Raw genomic sequence first — 20,826 nt, 5'->3', positions numbered from 1 at the left:
ACTGCGCATCCCCGCTTTCTCCGGGGACAAGCTTTACAGGATAACGTTCGTTTAGCACTAAGGGGTTTCTTTGCCTTTTATATCGAACTCACGTTATTTACCAATAAAAATTTATGAGCACTGAGATCTAATTTTCTCCACTAATTCTCTATTCTTACCAAAATCTGAATGGCCCATAGTAGCGCTTGAAATAACATCTCCATTAGCATGGATGCATAGCCAATCAACAAAATGGAACAAGCGACTTTGCCTATAACCTATCAAAAATGACGCTTCTTGCTTCTGAAGCTTCAATTCAGGAACTTTACTTTCAATGCAGGCAACCAATTTAGGAATAGTCTCAATCTTTAAGGGAGCGATATAATGAGCGTTAGATTCATTAACCAAACTACTTACCCAGTTCGGCTTATCATCCGGCAATTTACCTTCTATTAACCCCTTTGGCATTTTTCTAAAATTGATTTGAGGGAATAGATACATAATGACAACAATAGCTAAAATAATCGCTAATACTATATATAAAAATTTCATTTATACTGTTTCCATGATTTCATTTTGTTCTAAAAGTTGCTTCTCAAGTGTCATATAATCAATTTTTCCTGAAGACAGCACCGGAATTTTACATCCTGGATAAATAGCATGAGGAACAAGCAATTCGGATTGTCCTTGCTCCTTTACTCTTTTTATAAATGACGCTTTATCTGCATTCTCTGCTTCAGTGAACAAGAAAATTTGTTCTCCTTTTCTAGGGCATTTTTGGACCACAGCAGCATTTAATAACTCAGGCCAAATTGAAGCAGCGATTCCTTCTACAGCCGTAAGAGATACCATTTCACCAGCCAACTTGGCAAAACGTTTGGCGCGACCAGCAATAGTAATAAATCCATCAACATCCACATTCACTATATCGCCCGTATCATGCCAACCATCTTTAGGGGTTATAATAGTCCCGGGTTTATCTTTACTGATATAACCCAACATAATATTAGGTCCACGTAGTTTTAAACGACCACCTTGTGCAATTCCCTCCACAGGTTCCACTTTAGTTTCCATAGAAGGTAAAATCATACCTACACTACCAGGAACTGATGCCAATGGACAATTAAGTGATATCACAGGTGATGCTTCGGTAGCACCATAACCCTCATAAATTCTTGTTCCAAAAGTTTCACTCCAGTATCGAATGGTTTCTGGTTTCACTTTCTCAGCGCCCGCAAAAATATAGCGGACACTATTGAAATCATGTCGGTCTGCAGCCCGCGCATAACCTGTTAAAAAAGTATCCGTACCAAACATAATAGTAGCCCCAGTTTGATAAACTAATCCAGGAATTACTTTGTAATGGAGGGGAGAAGGATAGAAAAAGCAGCTCAAACCATTCACTAAAGGAAGTATACTTCCGGCTGTAAGACCAAAACAGTGAAATATAGGCAACGAATTAAATAAAACATCCCCGGAAGTAAAATCCACTCGAGAGGTCATTTGCCAACAATTGGCTAATATATTGGAATGACTCAGTGCGACGCCTTTAGGTTTTCCCTCAGAACCGGAAGTAAACAGCACTACACCAATTTTATCCGGTGATACCTTATCACCAAGGAAACGGTAGGTTAGAGCAGGAAATATTCCTTTGATCATCCCAGCAAGCTTATTCCCTAAATTAATCGTAGATTTAAAATCTTCTAAATAGTGGATCTTGATACCAACTTGTTGTAATTCTTCGATCAATGTTTCTAATTTGGCTGTTTCTATAAATTGCCTTGCAGTATAAATTAATTTAATTCCAGCTGTATTGCAGGCGGAATACAAATTATAAAAACCCATACTAAAATTCAACATAGCCGGCACCCGTCGATAAGCCTGAAGTGCAAAAAAAGTAACCATACCTGCTATAGTAGTTGGCATCATTACGCCAACATTATCTCCAATGGATGTTTGGTTTTTAATTTGGCGTCCCAAAATAAAACAACGAGCAAGGAACTGTCTATAGGTCAAAGGAGTACGATTACTGTCTTCTATCTTGGTACCATTTTTAGCCCCTATACCAACCCCTTCAATCAATGCTGAAAACAAGCAGTGTGGCTTAAAGCTATTTGCAAAAGATAAATCACTTATTAGTCTGAACAAGCATAAACTCATAGCAGCTCTGTCTACAGGTTCATTTTCTACTTGAATAAATTTTTGAGTGGGCAATATATGAAGAGTAATCTTAGGAAATAAACGTATGCGATGTTTATTTTTACTATTAGAAAAAATGCTATATTCGGCACCTTCAATACGAACCGGTATTATCTCAGCACCCACCTTGCGTAACACCAATCCAGGACCATCAAATACTTTTAGGCTATCTTCTTGTTGTCTTAACAATCCCTGAGGAAACAGTACACAACGTTTGCCGGATCGAATTGCTTTAATTACAGCTCTGGTGGCTTGAGCACTGGCTGGATCAATCACTATGATTTCAGCAAAAAGTAACAACGTTTTGACCCAAATTTTTTTAAACATCTCAGGGTGTAAAGCCAAGGTCAATCGCTCAGGCAAAAATACAGAAAGAAGTAATACATCAATTAGTGAGGTTCTATTAGCAATAATAACCGAATGAATATTCGACTGATACTGCCCTTTGATCTCTACTCTGAACCACTTCATTAGCAATGCTTTTATCCATTTTCCAGCTCGGTGTTTTTGTTTTTCTTTCCAGGTCAAATATTCCATATTTCTTGTTCTCATCAATCAGCATCAGTTATCTCTATTACACTTTATTTTGCAAGATTCGAAGCAGTTTGAACAGACCTGTTTATGATAATTCAACTTAGAATATCTAACAGAAGACTTGCGGCCACTTAATTCCTGTAATAAAGTGACGGACATAACTTGTCAAAATAACAATAGCTATTAAAACATTCTGTTTCATTTTGGCCATAATTGTTTTAATTCTCTGTGCCGTGGCCTTTCATAATCACTCATTGGAGATCATTGATTATATCGATGATCTAGGGTGGCTTGCGCCTGTTCTTTTTTTGATCACCTACTGCCTTGCCACCTTGCTGCTTTTGCCAACCATGGTAATTACTCTTGCCGGTGGGGCTATTTTTGGGCCAATATTCGGTACTGCACTTAATTTATTAGGAGCTACCACCGGAGCCGCCATCGCATTTCTAATAACAAGGCATCTCGTTTATGATTGGTTCTCAAGTAAAAAAGGTGAAAAACTTAATAAATTAATCGCTGGCGTAGATCAAAAGGGTTGGGTATTTATTGCATTTTTGCGACTATTTCCAATAATTCCCTTCAATTTAGTAAATTATGGCCTTGGAGTAACTGGAATAACATTCCGCATTTATTTTATAACTACTTTTATTTTTCTAATTCCTGCAGAAATTATTTATACCTATTTTGGCTATGCGGGCATGAATGCCCTAACAAATCCAGGTCATTTTTATAGAAATGGAGGAATCATACTCACTGGATTGGCCATTTTTTTCTTATTTATTATTAACATCATGAAAAAGAAATAACCTTCTTTTTCTCAACCAGTAGAATTTTGCCAAGCAGACCTCATTAACCCTATTATTTTATTCGCTGAGCTGGTGCTCAGATTTTCAATTTTACGATTGAAAAAAATGGGCGCGTAGCTATTCTACGTAAGCATTTTTCTGATTGAGAAAAATTGAAAATGAATATCTGTTTGGATGAAGAAAAGGATAGGTACTTAATGAAATCTGCTTAGGACTCATCCTGATTTAATAAAAATACCAATTGGTCGATAATTGGATGATTTACTTCAAAAACAGTATGATCCAAAGCAAGCACACGTCTGATACCCTGTAAACTGTTGGTTAAAAAAACTGCATCAGCTTCCTCAATTCTCTTTTTAGATAATGACATTTCTTGAACAGAAATTTTGTGCAGATCACAAAGCAAAATTAATCGTGACCTTGTAATACCTGGCAGTACTCCATCTTCTATTCGTGGGGTATATAGCATGTTATTCTTAACCAGGAATAAATTGGCACAAGTTGTTTCAGTGACATGATTATCTATGTTAAAAAACAAGGCGTCATCTGCTCCATGTGCAATCGCTTGACGTTGGGCAACAATGGCTTCCAAATAATTAACTGACTTTAACTGATAAACAGGATTAGCTTTATCCCTAAGCCAACTCATGCTGATTAGCCGAACAGGCTGCATTTGCAATGAATAATTAAAAGTCTGAAATATTAAGTGGCTTACTTGCCCTCGCTCTGCCAAGCCTCTTGGGGCAGGACCACCACTCAAAATTGCCTTTATTCCACCATGATATAAATTATCCTTTTGAATTTTTTGAATAAGATGCTCGAACCAATCGTCAAATGAAATCTCAAAAGGAATACCTAATTGACGCGCTGAAGCGCTCAGCCGTTTCCAATGCATATCAGCAAAGCAAGGCTTGGAACCTTTCACTTTGATGGTTTCAAATAATCCCTCACCCAGAAAAATACGATCATTGATTCCAAATGGTAGTGTTGTATCCCCTTTTTCTTCTATAACACGAGTAGGCATTATGATCTCATAATTAATAATCTACAAAATCATCTAGTTCATCTCGTAATCGTTTTTCCTCCAACATATTTTCTAATCGTCTACGAGCATCTAAACTGACGCCAGGAGTCTCTATAATTTCGGTATCTACTTCAACGTCTTCAAAATCGTCTACAACTTCAATTACTTCTTCTTCATCTTCTTCAAACAAGTCACTCATAACATTCCCTCAAAGAACTAAAAGTAACATTAAATCATTGCTTAAGAGCCTGTTCAAAGTCTCCTGGGTTGAGTCAGAAATCGATGGTTTATGGCCGACCCAGGAGACTTTGAACAGGCTCTAAGTGGAACAAGATTCCAGGACGGCTATATACCTCATTTTTAATTTTTTTCATAGTGTTTTTTAATTTTTTTATGCCAGGACCATATCACATTAAGTCCTTTATATAGCCAGTCGATACATATTGATATATAAATACTTGAACTTTGAACTCAATCGTCTAATAATACCAAAGAATATTAACGATATATAAATTATGTCAGACCAATATAAAATTGCTCTAAGAAATACTATAAAGCAAGTACGATCAAAGCTTTCCGTCTCCTTTAGAACAGCGTCTTCTAATCAAATATGTACGCGTATCCGCTCTTTGGAACAATACAGGCAAGCGAAACGAATCGCATTGTATTTTGCCGTTAATGGAGAAGTTGATTTAACTCCTCTCTGGAAAAGCGCTCCTTTACAAGGTAAATATTGTTATTTTCCAGTATTAAATAATGACTCAACGCTTACTTTTTTACCTGCTACTCCCAATACTTCATTTAAAATGAATAAATACGAGATCCCTGAACCTGAAGTAGATATTGAATTAGCCTCACCGGTTGATGAAATAGACTTAATTATTATGCCTCTGGTTGCATTTGATGCTCACTGTACCCGTCTAGGGATGGGGGCAGGATATTATGATCGCACCCTGGCCAATAAATCCAGAGCGCATTTGTTAGGAGTAGCGTATCAATTTCAAAGAGTTGATTACATAGAGCCACGACCTTGGGATGTGCCTCTTGATGCAGTGATAACCCAAAAAGCGATATATTGGAGAAACCCTCTTGGGTAAACAGCGGTTTAGAGAGCGTCTGTGCCTACCTCACCCGTCCTTACTCTTACCACTTGCTCCAACTCATAAACAAAAATCTTACCATCACCTATTTTACCTGTGTATGCGGATTTACAAATGGCTTCTATTGCTGCTTCGACCATATTATCTGGTAATGCCAGTTCAATTTTAATTTTAGGAAGAAAATCTACTACATACTCAGCCCCTCGATATAATTCGGTATGACCCTTTTGGCGTCCGAATCCTCTAGTCTCAGAAATAGTTATCCCTGGCACTCCTATTTCCATTAAAGCTTCATGAACATCATCCAGTTTAAATGGCTTAATGATCGCGGTAATCATTTTCATATTTATTCCATAGTGTTTAATTAATACTCGAATATCAAAGCGAAAGTTCCGAACTTGGCCTATTACTCTTTCAGGAAAATGCTTTGAAAAATATATAATAGTCTGACAATTACTCATTTGTTTAAAGAATTTTGATGAAAAAAACAAGTCATCTCAAAAACAATTGCTACATTTCTGAAGAGGTATAGTCGTTCTCAAACAGTTTTGCTAGACTGTCTTCAAAAATAATCCGGAGTAATTATGTTCGACCCCAAGCAATTTGACGACTTAGCCAATAAGCTTTTTGCCACTTTACCTAACAGTCTACAAAATTTTGAAAAAGACATTCAACAAAAATTTAAAGAAGTATTGCAATCAACTTTCAGCCGAATGGATCTCATTACCCGTGAAGAATTCGATGTGCAATGTAAAGTGCTCGCAAGAACAAGAGAAAAGCTGGAACAACTGCAGCATCAAGTGGAAGACTTAATAAAACAACAAGAAAATAAAAAATAATAATCTTTAAGAGATTGTTAACTTTTCTACTGCCTTACTCAAAAATCAGGATTTTTCAGTCTAATTGGTGAATTGTTAGCTCTCTAGTCGCAAATAGGAAATTTTGTCGACCCAAGTCCAACATTAAAGGAAAAACTCTTATGAATTTAGCATTTACTAAAACGCGTAGTACTATTGGGATATTAGCTCAACCCGTCTCGGTAGAAGTACATTTATCCAATGGATTACCAAGTTTCACTATCGTGGGGCTTGCGGAAACCGCAGTTAAAGAAAGCAAAGACAGAGTACGAAGTGCCATCATTAATAGTCAATTTGAATTCCCATGCCGTAAAATTACAGTGAATCTTGGGCCAGCTGATTTACCTAAAACGGGTAGTGGTTTTGATCTTCCCATTGCTTTAGGAATACTTGCCGCTTCAGAACAAATACCTCCTAACAAATTAGTAAATCATGAATTCATCGGAGAATTGGCCCTGAGTGGAGAACTGAGAGGAGCTTCTGCAATTATTCCAGCCGTTCTTGCCGCTCATAAAGACAATCAGAAATTAATTATTGCCACCGCCAATGCTGCGGAAGCTTCTTTAACTGGGCATCAAAAAGTTTTTACTGCCAATAGCTTACGAGAAATCTGCAGTTATCTATGCCAAAATACCCCTTTACAAAACTTGCCCCCAAGACCTGATCTTATCTTAAATAATCATGAATTAGATTGGTCAGACATCAAAGGTCAATACCATGCTAAAAACGCAATGGTCATTGCCGCGTGTGGTGGACATAGTATTCTTTTGAGCGGTTCTCCTGGAAGTGGAAAAACGATGTTGGCAAAAAGATTTAACACCTTGCTTCCAGAGCTATCGGAAACCCAAGCTCTCGAATGCGCTGCAATTAATTCAATTCGAGGTAAATTACCTGATTTCAGAGAATGGCGTTCCCCTCCTTTTCGTGCTCCACACCATACGGCTTCGCCTATCTCATTAGTAGGAGGTGGAAATCCACCTAAACCAGGTGAAATTTCGCTGGCCCATCATGGTGTATTGTTTTTAGATGAGTTGCCTGAATTTAACAGACATGTTTTAGAAACTCTTAGAGAACCTTTGGAGTCAGGAAATATATGCATATCAAGAGCAGCTGCCCAAATAGAATTTCCTGCAAAATTTCAATTAATCGCTGCAATGAATCCTTGTCCTTGTGGCCAATGGGGAAATTCGCAAGCCAATTGCTTGTGCACACCCGATAGAATCAACCGATACCAGACAAAACTATCTGCTCCATTATTAGATAGAATTGACATGCACATCGCTGTCCATGCCTTGTCTCAAGACGAGTTAATTAAACCAAATATCAATTCAGATAAACAAAGTCCTGCCATTAGAGAAAAAGTAATAAAGATACGCGAAATACAAATGACAAGGCAAAATTGTATTAATGCCAATTTAAGTTCTAAAACATGTGAAATGGTTTGCGAATTAGGAATAGAAGAACAACAATTTCTTGGGGGAGTAATGAACAAATTAAAATTATCAGCCCGTAGTTACCATCGTTTACTAAAGGTGGCGAGAACCATTGCCGATATGAATGATAGCAATAAGGTTACGCTTCAGCATTTACAACAAGCTTTATCTTACAAACAAACGTTACATTCGCCAAAATGAAACTGATTAACAATTAAGGTTGCTTTAAAAATAAGTAAAAGATTGCGCATATTTCACAAATATTGAATTATAATTAATTCATAAAGAATAATTTAAGGTATTAATATTTATGATATTACGATTAATGTTTACCTTTTATTTAATTATTTTCCCCTGTAAATTTTTAATGGCTAATCAAGTTATGGATAATGCCATTACGATAGTAAAAAGATGTTATGATCAATCCACTGATCTCAGCGAAACCTTTACTCCGTGCATTAAAGAAGGAATAGAGAAAATGCCTAACTCAAAAGGTTTCCAGATACGTATGAAACTTAAAGATGCTGACAAAACCAGTGTTGAAAAAATATCTATCTTTATGACAGATAACACAGGATACATGTATTATTGCATTGCAACAGCAGGAAAAAACCTAACCATAAATTCTTGTGCAGGGACACAGGGGAAACCATTGAGTGAAGGGCAAGTTATGTCAATAGAGTTGCCAGACGATTAGAATTCATTTTATATCTATACCTAAATTTATCGTTCGAAAAGATAGAATGTGAAGATCAAAAATTCCCAAATTTATTATCAAACCTACTAAATTTAAAAATTAGAATTATAATTAATCATATAATTTAAATTTAATGCAAATTATGCGATTAACAAGACTAATTTTTTTACTGCTTTTGGCTTTTTACCCATGGAAATTAACATGGGCAGATCAATATACTGATGCCGCATTATCGATATTGCGACAGTGCTATGATGCATCAGATGAAATAAATGCAGACATTACTTTATGCTTTAATGAAAAAATAAACAAAATCCCTAATCCACTAAATTACGTAGTAAGTATACATGCTTCCAACTCCAAAAAATCTGCTCAAGGAAAAATAACAATCTTCATGATCAATAAAACAGGATTCATGCTCTATTGTACCGGTACAGCAGGGGAAAAATTAATCCTGAAGTCCTGTGCTACTGATGTAGGAAAACCACTTACTCCTGAACAGATATTATCTATAGATGCTCCCTTATAAATCAATCATTGAATTAACCAGTAATAAAACATTACAGTTTATTATAATCACTAACCCACTATCAGCGACTCAAGGATAGCCATTCTTGCATAAACCCCATTAGTCACCTGTTTTAAAATAAATGAGTGTTTACCATCTGCTACTTCACTATCAATTTCAACTCCACGATTCATAGGCCCAGGATGCATGACCATGGTGTCAGGTTTTGCATAAGACAAACTTTTTTGGGTAAGGGCAAAATGATTTCTATAAAATTTCAGGTCCAAATGATCATCTTCCAACAAACGTTCTCTTTGGACACGCAAACAAATTACAACATCAGCATCAGCCAAGCCATCTCTTAAATTGTTAGTTACTCTGCCATAATGCACATGCTGTGGTTGCCAAAGTTCAGGAGAAATCAAAGCCAACTCCCCAACACCTAATTTTGCGCAAAGGCATTGGAAAGAATTTGCAACACGAGAATGTTTGATATTTCCTAATACAGCAATTTTCAGTTTATCCAACTGAGGCTTTTGCTCAATTATTGTCATCATGTCCAGTATCGCCTGGCTGGGATGAGCATGAGTGCCATCACCAGCATTTACAATATGAACAGTATCACCTAACTTATCTGCCAAATTTTGCTGTAATCTTTCTTGTTTATGACGTATGACAAAATATTGGATACCCATGGCAGCTAACGTTTGAATAGTGTCTTCAATTACTTCACCTTTAGTTTCTGATGAGGTCTGAAGATCCAGATTCACTACAGACATAGATAAATGGCGTGCAGCCAACTCAAAACTAACCCGAGTTCGAGTACTGTTTTCATAAAATAAATTGGCTACCATATGCCTGGAATAGGAAGGAAAGTCTATTTGATGTTTAAAATATAAAGCCCGCTGCAATAGTAATTCGATTTGTTCTGATGATAATTGACTAATTTCAAGAAAATGCTTCATATTCTCCCGCCAACTTTATTTTATAACCTTATTGAAATTATTCTGGTTGCTGCAACCACTGCTCCAGTATAACACAAGCTGCTATACTATCTACCTCAGTCTTTTTAATTTTACGGTACCCGCCTTGTTCAAACAAATGCCCTCTGGCTTCAACCGTAGATAAGCGTTCATCAACTAAATGGACAGGTAAAGCAAACCGCTTGTGCAATTGTTTTGCAAAGCGACGTGCTGCTGATGTGGTATATAACTCACTATTATCAATGCAAGTAGGCAGACCAACAATCAAAGCCTGTGGGTTCCATTGTGTTATGATTTTTTGAATAACATTCCAATCGGGAGTTCCGGATTTGGCATCAATAGTCGCTAAAGGAGAAGCACTACAAGTGAGTCGCTGTCCTACAGCAACTCCAATGCGTTTATAGCCAAAATCGAAACCTAAATACACACCGCTAGGCATGGCCAGCATCAGAAGAGAGTTGGTTCATCTTGATACCCAATGTCAATCCGGCATATTCCCAGCGATCTTCAAAAGGCACTTCATAAAGAATTTCAGATTTGTAAGGACAAACTAACCAGGTGTTACTCATAAGTTCTCTTTCTAATTGTTGTTCTGTCCATGCGGCATAACCTAAAGTAATTAATACATCTTTAGGTCCCTCATCATAAGCTATGGCACGAATAATATCATTTGAGGTAGTAACAGTCACCTCATCCTGTAGAAACAAACTGGAACGCCACCCTCCCATCTGCTTATGAATAACAAATCCTCTTTCAGGTTGGACAGGCCCCCCAAATAATAAAGGCAACCCATTTTTTTCCACTCGAATAGGCTCAATTTGCAATTGCTCGAATACAATAGATAGCGGAAACTGCAAGGGTCTATTGATAATTAACCCTACTGAACCCTGTTCATTATGTTCACACAAATAAATTACTGACCTTTCAAAGTTTGGATCTTTTAATGAGGGCATGGCAATCAATAGATGATTGGCTAATGAACTGATAATTGCCATAAGAAGATCCCCCCGAAAATTATCTCTGTACAATTTAATTATACACCATTAAGATTTTAATTTAATCTTTTTGAGCGAAATTAAATCAATATTTCTTTGAATACCAGAACTTGCAACTGCTAAGTTTGTCATTGCTTTCGAAAGCAAGACACTGGAAAAAAGAGCAGGGTCTGTTAAGAATAAAAAACATAATAGCGACAAGCATTTCCAAGAGTTTATTTAGTTACTCCTGAAGGAATAGATTTGACCAGGGATATCTTAATATACAAAGTCGAATTTTGTGAAAAAGGTCTTCCTGCAGTATAGGAAGTAGAAGAAGAATCCGTATCTTGAACCCCTTCTGCTATACCCAAGGGCACCCATTTATTTAATGGAGCCATGATAGTAGTATCTATTTGTTGATTATCAAATTGTTGGTCACCAGCTACGTTTTCTTGTTCTCTCACTCGCTTCACAGTCAACTTTACCTGTGAGCCTTGCAAAACAGGGTGTACTAATAAACCATTCTGAATATTATGCTGCTCATAAGATACCCCTGTAGCTAAAAGACCAACACCTACTGCACTGACTATTGGCACTTCTTCACCTGTAGCCACAAAAGCGGATTCACCACTCATGACTTTAACCGATTGACTGCGTTGCACTTGATATTGTGGTTGTGTGCTATAAACAACATCATTTCCGTTTTGTGAACTTAACCATTCAGGGTCACCTTGATAAACAGTAATGTTAAAAACAACTGGTGGAACATCGATTTGATGTAATACATTTCTAATTTGCGTTAAAGTTTGAGGGCTTACATTAACAATTAAAGTCTGCCCTGAACCACTGACTTTCTCGTCAGTCTGTAATAAAGGTTGGATTAATTGAATAACTTTATCAGCTTGTAAATAATTCAATTCGATGACCTTGGAAATCATAGTTTGGGAAAACGCGTTGCTAGAGATTATTAATATCACTAATAGCCATCGCTTAATCATAAAAACACTCCCCTGTGTCATAAAAGATTAAATCCCTTATTGAATTGTAGCACTAATGGATAGACTCACAAGATGACACACATCGATGTCTGCAATCCTTAATGTGTATTCTCGATAAATGAGTAGTAGTTTTGTTCCGCAAAAAGTTTAGGTATAATCCCCAAACTCTGTTATCCGAGATCAGAAATTATGGGTAGTATCTTCAATATGTTCGGGCCATCGCCAATTAAGCCTATTGAACAGCACATACGCAAAGCACATCAGTGTGCAAAACAATTGTACCCTTTTTTTGAAGCTGTACTTAAAAATGATTGGAACACAGCAAACAAAATCAAAGATAAAATCATCACTATTGAAAAAGAGGCTGATTTAATAAAACGTGATTTGCGTCTTCATCTACCCACTGGATTATTTTTACCAGTAGCTCGCACAGATATATTAGAACTTCTCAGTGCACAGGATAGGATTGCCAATAAAGCAGAAGATATTGCTGGTTTAATTATAAGCAGGCAAATGACGATACCTAAAAAACTAATCCCATCTTTCATGCCTTTTTTAAGCCGATGTCTCGATGCTTCCAAACAAGCCTGTACAGCAATCAATGAACTGGATGAGTTACTTGAAACAGGTTTCAGAGGAAGTGAAGTTAAAATCGTTGAGGAAATGATACTCAAACTAGATGAAATCGAACATGATTGCGATGAGAAATTGGCAGATATTAGACATAAAATTTTCGAATTGGAAAAGGAATTATCTGCTATAGATATAATTTTCCTATACAAACTGGTCCAATGGATTGGCGAATTGGCTGACCATGCCCAGACAGTTGGTGGTCGACTTCAAATTCTTATTGCCCGGTAGTTATTACTCATGGATTATTCTATTTACTTACTTTCTGCTGCCCTGATTCTTTGTTTTCTTATGACTTGGGGGGTTGGCGCTAATGATTTAGCTAATGTCATGAGTACCACAATGGGCTCAAAAGCAGTAACGGTACGTCAAGCCATGCTTATTGCTATTATTTTCGAATTTGCGGGAGCATTCTTAGGTGGTGAAGGCGTGACTGAAACCATGCGCGACGGCATTATCAATACCACTCAACTTTCCAATGAACCTTTAATCCTTATTGAAGGCATGCTGTGTGTTTTGTTCGCTTGTACGATATGGATGAATCTTGCCAGTTATATTGGTGTCCCTGTCTCCATAACCAATGCACTAGTAGGTTCAATGGTTGGTTTTGGTACTATGGTTTTGGGCACAGACGCGATACATTGGGATCAGGTGACTCGTATCGCTATTGGATGGGTTTCATCCCCTCTGATTTCCGGAATTACGGCTTATGCCCTGTTCATCAGTATTCAACAAACCATATTTGTAAAAAGCAATCCTCTCACTAAAGCGAAACTATATATACCAATTTACCTCTTTTTAATTGGTTTTATCTTATCTTTTATCACTGTATTTAAGGGACTTAACCATTTTGATATTCACTTGAATTTAAAACAGGATTTAGCAGTTACTCTGGCAACCAGCATTATTATTACGATAATAGGTATGATCTTTATTAAACGCATCCCCGAACATCATAAAATAAGACGTAGAGAACGTTTTATTCAAGTAGAAAAGTATTTTGCTGTACTTATGGCGATGACTGCGTGTGCTATGGCTTTTGCACATGGTTCAAATGATGTCGCATTAGCGGTCGGTCCATTGAGTATCGTACACAGCCTTGTCATGCATTCTCATCAAGTATTTGATGCAGATAACTATCCGTCCTGGATTATTCTATTAGGGTGCGTTGGTGTGGTGGCTGGCTTGCTTATGTATGGAAGAAAAGTAATTGAAACAGTAGGTAGTTCTATTACCGCCCTCACACCCAGTCGTGCCTTTGCAGCAACACTTTCGGCAGCAACGACCGTAGTCGTAGCCACCAGCACTGGAATCCCGGTTTCAGCAACTCAAACTCTGGTCGGAGCGGTATTAGGTGTCGGTTTGGCTAGAGGTATTGGTGCTTTGAATCTCATTGTAATTCGTAACATTTTTATGTCATGGGTACTGACATTGCCCGCTGCCTCAATTTTAACGATTTTATCCTATAAGCTTTTACATGCTTTATTGGGGTAATCCCCTATCAAGCTCATCACAGGCAATGGATTGCCTAAAACTCAACCCCCACTGTAATATGAAAATGAATTGGATATCCTTTAAAATATAAATTTTCAGACAAACCATATGCTTTTCTCAATCTCGCCAAAGAAGAAGCCTCTACCATAATGGCATAATATTTTTTTAATTCTAAAGTTGCCTTAATAAGACTCCTAATTTTAAAGTGATGCTGTTGATCTAACTCTTTTGGATTAATTGCTGTGTTTTCTTCCGGATAGATAATACTAATATGAGCACCGATAGATTCATTACCAAAATAATCGGGTTTACTGATCTGATCATTTTGTAAGAACGGAAATAGTTCGTGGATCCATTCATCATTAATTTTAAGATAAGCTAATTGATTTTGAGAAATAGCTACTTTTCCAGTTGATTCAAACTGCATGGCTTTGTTTAATAAAGCAGGATTATTTAGTTGCAGAATAGATGGGTTTTTCATCTCTATCGTTCTAATAAATTAAATAAATTATACAATAAAGACCTGCTATTTCTGCTACCAGGTTTTGGTTAACGTGCTAGCAGTTACTGCGATAGCCATAGGGGAAACACTTAAAATCCTTCCCAAATTTCACTCTGATCGACTTTATAGTCTTTATCATCTCGCATATGTGCTATGCGCTCATGTTTTTGAATTTCTTGCAATTGTGATGTTGTTTTTTTATGTGTAGCATCAAATTCAAATAAAAATTTATCATGAGGACTGACATAAGCTTTATTAATATCATCAGTATTCATAAACATTCCAAAATAATTTTATTGAAAAAATGTATTTTATCGTTTTTTTATCTAAGTTACCATTAATCTTCTTTCAAGTAAGATAATAGGCTATATCATGAATTTAAAAAAGGCAGAATTACATGTGCATTTAGAGGGAACCATTTCTCCTGACCTGGCTAAAAAATTGGCGAAAAAAAACAATGTAACACTTCCAAATGGTCTTGTTGCTCCCGATGAAAAAAGTTACTTATCAAAAGACTTTCTCGATTTTCTTAAGGTTTATGATACATTGGCATCAGTAATTAAAAATCCACAAGATTATTATGATATTACCTTTGATTATCTTAAATCAAACGCGCAAGAACATGCCATCTATATTGAAATGATGTACTCTCCAGATCATGCAGAGCAATCCAGTGGAATTCCTTCAAAAGAACATTTGGCTGCGATTCAACAAGCTATTGATGATGCTAAAAATCAATTTGATGTAGTCGGACGCATCATTATTACTGCAGTACGCCATTTTGGCATTGAAGCCTGTGAACGTGTTGCAAAACAAGCTGCTATAGACAAATTTCCTTGTGTGACTGGATTTGGATTAGGAGGAGATGAAGCAAAATTCCCGCCTAAGCTATTTACCAAAACCTATCAGATTGCAGCCGACGCTGGACTAGAGTGTACTGTGCATGCTGGAGAATTTGATTCAGCAAAAGGAATGGAAGAGGCAATGAAAAATCTTCCGATTAAACGGATTGGGCATGGTGTCAGAGTCATTTACTCTCCCGATATCATGGCTATGGTTAAAGATAAAGGCATTGCATTAGAAGTTTGCCCCACAAGCAACATCTTTTTAGGTTTATTCAAAGACATGAGTAGCCATCCTTTCCCTAAACTTTATGATGCAGGCATTAAAGTCAGCATTAATTCTGATGATCCGCCATTTATGAGCACCACACTAGCCCAAGAGTATCAAAGAGTTCAGGATTCTTATCATTATAGTGATGATACGATGAACAACATCACTCGAATGGCAATTGAGGCTGCCTTTGTTGATGAAAAAACCAGGAAGGAATTACTGGCAAAATTGTAAGAATAGTTATATTAATTACTATTATTTTTAATTTATTAAATTACCTATGAAAACAAAGCATTTTGATCTTCTTGTTCTTGGTGGTGGAAGCGGCGGAATAGCCAGTGCTGTTCGTGCCGCTCAATATGGAGCTAAAGTCGCTGTTATTGAACAAAACCACTTGGGAGGTACCTGCGTTAATTTGGGATGTGTACCAAAAAAAATTATGTACAATGCCTCGGCAATTGCTGAAACACTCCATAAATCCACTGATTATGGTTTTTCCCAGGAGAACATTAAATTAGATTGGAAAAGGCTTGTAAACAAACGTAACGCTTATATTGAGCGTTTAAGAGAAAACTATACGAATCGTTTCTCTCAGAACAAAATTACTATTATTAAAGGCAAAGGTATTTTTCATGATCAAAATGCTATCACAATAGATCATACTATTTATCAGGCAGAACATATTATTATTGCAACTGGCGGCGAACCTGCGCTTCCCGCAATCAATGGTATCAAACATGCTATTGATTCAGATGGATTTTTTTCCTTAACGAAATTACCCGCAAAAGTGGCAGTCATTGGCAGTGGCTACATAGGGGTTGAACTCGCAGGAATTCTTAACACTCTTGGTAGTGAAACTCACCTGTTAATGAGAGGCACACGGCCTCTGAGTCGCTTTGATCATATGATTGGCGATACCTTAATGGAAATTATGCAACAGCAAGGAATCTACATCCACCCGAATCACAAGGCCCAGGGAATCCACTTGCATAGTGATGGAAGAAAAAGCATTTTATGTCAAAGTGGCGCTGTTATTGAAAATATCGATGTCATTTTATCTGCTGTTGGTCGAAAACCTAGAACAAGCAATTTAAATCTCGATAAAATAAAAGTTAAAACTGATGAAAAAGGTTTAATTCTGGTTGATGCATTCCAAAACACTTCTGTTAAAGGGATTTATGCTATTGGGGATGTAACTAATGCACCAGCATTAACACCTGTAGCAATAGCTGCAGGAAGACGTTTAGCGGACAGAATTTTTGGTCACCAGCCTGATGCTTGCTTAGATTACGATAATATTTGCTCTGTGGTATTTTGTCATCCTCCAGCCGGTTCCGTAGGTTTAAGCGAACAGGAAGCCATTGAAAAATATGGTAAGAATAAAATCAGAATATATCAAACACGTTTTATCCCCATGTATGACGCATTAAGTATCGATAAAACACCTACTGCGATGAAATTGGTCACTTTAGGTAAAAAAGAAAAAATCATTGGTTTGCATGTCATCGGATATGGTGCCGACGAAATGTTACAAGGATTTGGTGTTGCCATTAAGATGGGCGCCTGTAAAAAAGATTTCGACAGAACCGTTGCAATACATCCAACCAGTGCTGAAGAATTTGTAACTATGGTATAAATATTACATATGAATCATTCCATCCGAAAATTTCAAGATAAATATCCTAAATTGGGAGAAAGAGTCTATATTGACCCACAATCTGCTATTATTGGGGATGTAACTCTGGCTGATGATGTTTCTGTATGGCCTATGGCAGTTATCCGAGGTGATGTCAATTACATTCAAATAGGCCATTCCTGCAGCATTCAAGACGGCGCTACGCTCCATGTCACTCATGATGGACCATATACTCCAGGAGGCAGACCCCTCATTTTAGGTCAAGGAATTACAGTAGGTCATAAGGCTGTTTTACATGCTTGTACTATTGATGATTATTGCCTGATTGGGATGGGGGCATTGCTATTGGATGGCGTACACATCCATCAACACGTTATGGTGGCAGCAGGTAGCGTTGTTAGTCCTGGAAAAACCTTGGAAAGTGGTTATTTATACATGGGAAACCCAGCACGTGCCCATAGAAAATTATCATCTCAGGAAATAGAACATTTACATTACTCAGCCCAACATTATGTCAGGCTGAAAAATAAATATTTGAACCAGCAGGTTTAACGTCTAAAGGGCATTTAACCTTATTTCAAGCCATGTTCGATGTCCGTAAGTTCTTACTCCATGTAGTACGTGGTGAGCATGAAACCCTTAAAGCAATGCTAGAAGAAAATATAGATTTAATTTATAGAAAGCACGAAGTAACTGATTGTTCTGGTCGTACCTTTAACATCAGTGCATTTGAATACACCCTTTGGGCTCTGGATAAACATATGTGGACACTGATGCTTGAGTGCATCCCTAAAGACAAAAAAGGCCATGTGTGTTACATAATAATTTTATTTTTATAAATTATTCAATAAGTTGTTGGTGTAACGACAATCTTGAATAGATAAAAAAAAAGCGGCATAAAAGCCGCTTTTAGGAATAAAACCCTGGCGATGACCTACTTTCGCATGAGGAGACCTCACACTATCATTGGCGCGGATTTGTTTCACTTCTGAGTTCGAGAAGGGATCAGGTGGTTCCAAATCGCTATAGTCGCCAGGAAAACTGGTTGCCATTGGCTTATGTATTAATTATTTTCAATAAGCCTCTGGTCTGGTAAAGAATTCGAGTCACACATTTTGTTTAGGTATTCAGTTCGCTTACTACAATCTGAAGTCACTCAGATTATATGGTCAAGACAATCAGCCAATTAGTACAAGTTAGCTTCACGCATTACTACGCTTCCACACCTTGCCTATCAACGTCGTAGTCTTCAACGGGCTTCATGGGAAAACTCATCTTGAGGGAGGCTTCCCGCTTAGATGCTTTCAGCGGTTATCCCGTCCGAACTTAGCTACCCGGCAATGCCACTGGCGTGACAACCGGTACACCAGAGGTTCGTCCACTCCGGTCCTCTCGTACTAGGAGCAGCTCCTCTCAATTTTCCTACGCCCACGGCAGATAGGGACCGAACTGTCTCACGACGTTCTAAACCCAGCTCGCGTACCACTTTAAATGGCGAACAGCCATACCCTTGGGACCTGCTTCAGCCCCAGGATGTGATGAGCCGACATCGAGGTGCCAAACACCGCCGTCGATATGAACTCTTGGGCGGTATCAGCCTGTTATCCCCGGAGTACCTTTTATCCGTTGAGCGATGGCCCTTCCATTCAGAACCACCGGATCACTAAGACCAACTTTCGTTCCTGCTCGAGCCGTCACTCTCGCAGTCAAGCACCCTTATGCCTTTACACTCTTGGTACGATGTCCGACCGTACCGAGGGTACCTTTGTGCTCCTCCGTTACTCTTTGGGAGGAGACCGCCCCAGTCAAACTACCCATCATACACTGTCCTCATCCAGGATTACTGGACCAAGTTAGAACCTCAATAACAACAGGGTGGTATTTCAAGGGTGGCTCCATGAGAACTAGCGTCCTCACTTCACAGCCTCCCACCTATCCTACACAGTCATCATCAAAGTCCAGTGCAAAACTATAGTAAAGGTTCACGGGGTCTTTCCGTCTAGCCGCGGGTACACTGCATCTTCACAGCGATTTCAATTTCACTGAGTCTCGGGTGGAGACAGTGTGGCCATCGTTACGCCATTCGTGCAGGTCGGAACTTACCCGACAAGGAATTTCGCTACCTTAGGACCGTTATAGTTACGGCCGCCGTTTACCGGGGCTTCGATCAAGAGCTTCTCCGAAGATAACCCCATCAATTAACCTTCCGGCACCGGGCAGGCGTCACACCCTATACGTCTTCTTACGAATTTGCAGAGTGCTGTGTTTTTAATAAACAGTCGCAGCCACCTGGTCTCTGCGGCCCTCTTTCGCTTCGCTACGCGTGGTAACTAACAAAAAAGGGCGTACCTTCTCCCGAAGTTACGGTACCATTTTGCCTAGTTCCTTCACCCGAGTTCTCTCAAGCGCCTTAGTATTCTCTACCTGTCCACCTGTGTCGGTTTGCGGTACGGTTCTCTATAAGTTATGGCTAGCAGCTTTTCCTGGAAGCCGGGCATCAATGACTTCTCTGTACCCCGAAAGGTCAGAACCACTTCGCACCTCAGAGTTATGGAAAACCGGATTTGCCAGGTCTTCCCCCCTACATGCAAGTACCAGGACAACCAACGCCTGGCTCATTTAGCCTTCTTCGTCCCCACTTCACCACTTATAAAAAGTCCAGGAATATTAACCTGGTTCCCATCGACTACGCTCTTCAGCCTCGCCTTAGGGGCCGACTCACCCTGCTCCGATTAACGTCGTGCAGGAAACCTGGGACTTCCGGCGTGTGGGCTTTTCACCCACATTATCGTTACTCATGTCAGCATTCGCACTTCTGATACCTCCAGCACACTTCTCAATGCACCTTCATCAGCCTACAGAACGCTCCCCTACCACGTGCGCCTACGCGCACATCCGCAGCTTCGGTGTATGGTTTTAGCCCCGTTACATCTTCCGCGCAGGCCGACTCGACCAGTGAGCTATTACGCTTTCTTTAAAGGATGGCTGCTTCTAAGCCAACCTCCTGGCTGTCTCTGCCTTCCCACATCGTTTCCCACTTAACCATAACTTCGGGACCTTAGCTGGCGGTCTGGGTTGTTTCCCTCTTCACGACGGACGTTAGCACCCGCCGTGTGTCTCCCGTGATTCAATTAGCCAGTATTCGGAGTTTGCATCGGTTTGGTAAGCCATGACAGCCCCCTAGCCGAAACAGTGCTCTACCCCCAGTAATCATTCACGAGGCGCTACCTAAATAGCTTTCGGGGAGAACCAGCTATCTCCGGGCTTGATTAGCCTTTCACTCCTAGCCACACGTCATCCGATAATTTTTCAACATTACCCGGTTCGGACCTCCAGTTGGTGTTACCCAACCTTCA

Annotated in this window: 22 protein-coding genes and 2 rRNA genes (1 of these 24 running past the window's edge); 11 read left to right on the top strand and 13 right to left on the bottom strand. The window is 38.7% G+C overall.

Annotated elements, in window-relative coordinates; translation table 11 throughout:
• Positions 1 to 111: 111 nt before the first annotated feature.
• Both ACZ5EK_RS03110 and ACZ5EK_RS03105 read right to left on the bottom strand, forming a co-directional pair.
• Positions 112 to 531: a DUF1499 domain-containing protein gene (locus ACZ5EK_RS03110; protein WP_464431346.1), complete on the bottom strand. Its 420-nt coding sequence runs from the start codon at positions 529 to 531 to the stop codon at positions 112 to 114.
• Positions 532 to 2,730, bottom strand: coding sequence for an AMP-binding protein (locus ACZ5EK_RS03105; protein ID WP_464431345.1), 2,199 nt, complete (start codon positions 2,728 to 2,730; stop codon positions 532 to 534).
• 185 nt (positions 2,731 to 2,915) lie between these two features.
• Between ACZ5EK_RS03105 and ACZ5EK_RS03100 the strand changes: the two genes are divergently transcribed.
• The gene (locus ACZ5EK_RS03100; protein WP_464426479.1) at positions 2,916 to 3,518 is read left to right on the top strand and encodes a TVP38/TMEM64 family protein; all 603 of its coding nucleotides are present in this window, start codon (positions 2,916 to 2,918) and stop codon (positions 3,516 to 3,518) included.
• Between the two features lie 208 nt (positions 3,519 to 3,726).
• On the opposite strand, the gene ACZ5EK_RS03095 is transcribed toward ACZ5EK_RS03100, so the two are convergent.
• Complete coding sequence (locus ACZ5EK_RS03095) at positions 3,727 to 4,542, bottom strand: aminotransferase class IV (RefSeq protein WP_464431344.1); 816 nt, start codon at positions 4,540 to 4,542, stop codon at positions 3,727 to 3,729.
• 13 nt (positions 4,543 to 4,555) lie between these two features.
• Positions 4,556 to 4,741 carry a PA3496 family putative envelope integrity protein gene (locus tag ACZ5EK_RS03090; protein ID WP_464426476.1) on the bottom strand — a complete coding sequence of 62 codons (186 nt, stop codon included), beginning with the start codon at positions 4,739 to 4,741 and terminating at the stop codon, positions 4,556 to 4,558.
• A gap of 316 nt (positions 4,742 to 5,057) precedes the next feature.
• Here ACZ5EK_RS03090 and ACZ5EK_RS03085 point away from each other — a divergent pair, with 316 nt between their 5' ends.
• The gene (locus ACZ5EK_RS03085; protein WP_464431343.1) at positions 5,058 to 5,639 is read left to right on the top strand and encodes a 5-formyltetrahydrofolate cyclo-ligase; all 582 of its coding nucleotides are present in this window, start codon (positions 5,058 to 5,060) and stop codon (positions 5,637 to 5,639) included.
• An 8-nt stretch (positions 5,640 to 5,647) separates the two neighbouring features.
• On the opposite strand, the gene ACZ5EK_RS03080 is transcribed toward ACZ5EK_RS03085, so the two are convergent.
• On the bottom strand, positions 5,648 to 5,986 hold the full coding sequence (locus ACZ5EK_RS03080) for a P-II family nitrogen regulator (protein WP_464426474.1): 339 nt from the start codon (positions 5,984 to 5,986) through the stop codon (positions 5,648 to 5,650).
• A gap of 240 nt (positions 5,987 to 6,226) precedes the next feature.
• On the opposite strand from ACZ5EK_RS03080, the gene ubiK reads away from it, so the two are divergent.
• From ubiK to ACZ5EK_RS03060, 4 genes are all read left to right on the top strand, one after another.
• Positions 6,227 to 6,481 carry a ubiquinone biosynthesis accessory factor UbiK gene (ubiK, locus tag ACZ5EK_RS03075; RefSeq protein WP_464431342.1) on the top strand — a complete coding sequence of 85 codons (255 nt, stop codon included), beginning with the start codon at positions 6,227 to 6,229 and terminating at the stop codon, positions 6,479 to 6,481.
• Between the two features lie 140 nt (positions 6,482 to 6,621).
• On the top strand, positions 6,622 to 8,133 hold the full coding sequence (locus tag ACZ5EK_RS03070; protein ID WP_464431341.1) for a YifB family Mg chelatase-like AAA ATPase: 1,512 nt from the start codon (positions 6,622 to 6,624) through the stop codon (positions 8,131 to 8,133).
• 109 nt (positions 8,134 to 8,242) lie between these two features.
• Positions 8,243 to 8,629 carry a hypothetical protein gene (locus ACZ5EK_RS03065; RefSeq protein WP_464431340.1) on the top strand — a complete coding sequence of 129 codons (387 nt, stop codon included), beginning with the start codon at positions 8,243 to 8,245 and terminating at the stop codon, positions 8,627 to 8,629.
• 142 nt (positions 8,630 to 8,771) lie between these two features.
• Entirely contained in the window at positions 8,772 to 9,158 is a 387-nt protein-coding gene (locus tag ACZ5EK_RS03060; RefSeq protein ID WP_464431339.1) for a hypothetical protein, read from the top strand.
• Between the two features lie 50 nt (positions 9,159 to 9,208).
• On the opposite strand, the gene ACZ5EK_RS03055 is transcribed toward ACZ5EK_RS03060, so the two are convergent.
• The 4 genes from ACZ5EK_RS03055 to ACZ5EK_RS03040 form a co-directional block, all read right to left on the bottom strand.
• Entirely contained in the window at positions 9,209 to 10,102 is an 894-nt protein-coding gene (locus ACZ5EK_RS03055; protein WP_464431338.1) for an aspartate carbamoyltransferase catalytic subunit, read from the bottom strand.
• Positions 10,103 to 10,139: 37 nt separating this feature from the next.
• Positions 10,140 to 10,559: a Holliday junction resolvase RuvX gene (ruvX, locus tag ACZ5EK_RS03050; RefSeq protein WP_464431337.1), complete on the bottom strand. Its 420-nt coding sequence runs from the start codon at positions 10,557 to 10,559 to the stop codon at positions 10,140 to 10,142.
• A complete protein-coding gene (locus tag ACZ5EK_RS03045) occupies positions 10,552 to 11,115 on the bottom strand; it encodes a YqgE/AlgH family protein (RefSeq protein ID WP_464431336.1) in 564 nt (187 codons plus the stop codon). The genes ruvX and ACZ5EK_RS03045 overlap by 8 nt, the downstream gene beginning before the upstream one ends.
• 215 nt (positions 11,116 to 11,330) lie before the next feature.
• Positions 11,331 to 12,095 carry a type II/III secretion system protein gene (locus tag ACZ5EK_RS03040; RefSeq protein WP_464431335.1) on the bottom strand — a complete coding sequence of 255 codons (765 nt, stop codon included), beginning with the start codon at positions 12,093 to 12,095 and terminating at the stop codon, positions 11,331 to 11,333.
• Positions 12,096 to 12,284: 189 nt separating this feature from the next.
• On the opposite strand from ACZ5EK_RS03040, the gene ACZ5EK_RS03035 reads away from it, so the two are divergent.
• Together ACZ5EK_RS03035 and ACZ5EK_RS03030 are read left to right on the top strand one after the other, a co-directional pair.
• The gene (locus tag ACZ5EK_RS03035; RefSeq protein WP_464431334.1) at positions 12,285 to 12,956 is read left to right on the top strand and encodes a TIGR00153 family protein; all 672 of its coding nucleotides are present in this window, start codon (positions 12,285 to 12,287) and stop codon (positions 12,954 to 12,956) included.
• Positions 12,957 to 12,965: 9 nt separating this feature from the next.
• Positions 12,966 to 14,219, top strand: coding sequence for an inorganic phosphate transporter (locus ACZ5EK_RS03030; protein WP_464431333.1), 1,254 nt, complete (start codon positions 12,966 to 12,968; stop codon positions 14,217 to 14,219).
• A gap of 34 nt (positions 14,220 to 14,253) precedes the next feature.
• On the opposite strand, the gene ACZ5EK_RS03025 is transcribed toward ACZ5EK_RS03030, so the two are convergent.
• Together ACZ5EK_RS03025 and ACZ5EK_RS03020 are read right to left on the bottom strand one after the other, a co-directional pair.
• The gene (locus ACZ5EK_RS03025; RefSeq protein ID WP_464431332.1) at positions 14,254 to 14,700 is read right to left on the bottom strand and encodes a hypothetical protein; all 447 of its coding nucleotides are present in this window, start codon (positions 14,698 to 14,700) and stop codon (positions 14,254 to 14,256) included.
• Positions 14,701 to 14,810: 110 nt separating this feature from the next.
• Positions 14,811 to 14,996: a CBU_0585 family protein gene (locus tag ACZ5EK_RS03020; RefSeq protein ID WP_464426460.1), complete on the bottom strand. Its 186-nt coding sequence runs from the start codon at positions 14,994 to 14,996 to the stop codon at positions 14,811 to 14,813.
• A gap of 97 nt (positions 14,997 to 15,093) precedes the next feature.
• Between ACZ5EK_RS03020 and ACZ5EK_RS03015 the strand changes: the two genes are divergently transcribed.
• The 3 genes from ACZ5EK_RS03015 to ACZ5EK_RS03005 are packed head-to-tail and all read left to right on the top strand — an operon-like array spanning position 15,094 to position 18,022.
• The gene (locus ACZ5EK_RS03015) at positions 15,094 to 16,068 is read left to right on the top strand and encodes an adenosine deaminase (RefSeq protein WP_464431331.1); all 975 of its coding nucleotides are present in this window, start codon (positions 15,094 to 15,096) and stop codon (positions 16,066 to 16,068) included.
• 46 nt (positions 16,069 to 16,114) lie between these two features.
• Positions 16,115 to 17,470, top strand: coding sequence for a glutathione-disulfide reductase (gene gorA / locus ACZ5EK_RS03010; RefSeq protein WP_464431330.1), 1,356 nt, complete (start codon positions 16,115 to 16,117; stop codon positions 17,468 to 17,470).
• A 9-nt stretch (positions 17,471 to 17,479) separates the two neighbouring features.
• Complete coding sequence (locus tag ACZ5EK_RS03005) at positions 17,480 to 18,022, top strand: gamma carbonic anhydrase family protein (RefSeq protein WP_464431329.1); 543 nt, start codon at positions 17,480 to 17,482, stop codon at positions 18,020 to 18,022.
• Positions 18,023 to 18,391: 369 nt separating this feature from the next.
• Here the strand turns inward: ACZ5EK_RS03005 and rrf are convergent.
• Positions 18,392 to 18,507: ribosomal RNA gene (rrf, locus tag ACZ5EK_RS03000) — 5S ribosomal RNA — on the bottom strand.
• A 128-nt stretch (positions 18,508 to 18,635) separates the two neighbouring features.
• A 23S ribosomal RNA gene (locus ACZ5EK_RS02995) occupies positions 18,636 to 20,826 on the bottom strand; it runs 705 nt beyond the window's last position.

It is taken from the genome of Legionella sp. JM-2024, from assembly GCF_055389095.1.
The sequence above is the reverse complement of the archived record's forward strand: the minus strand, read 5'-3'. Positions and strand labels throughout refer to the sequence as shown.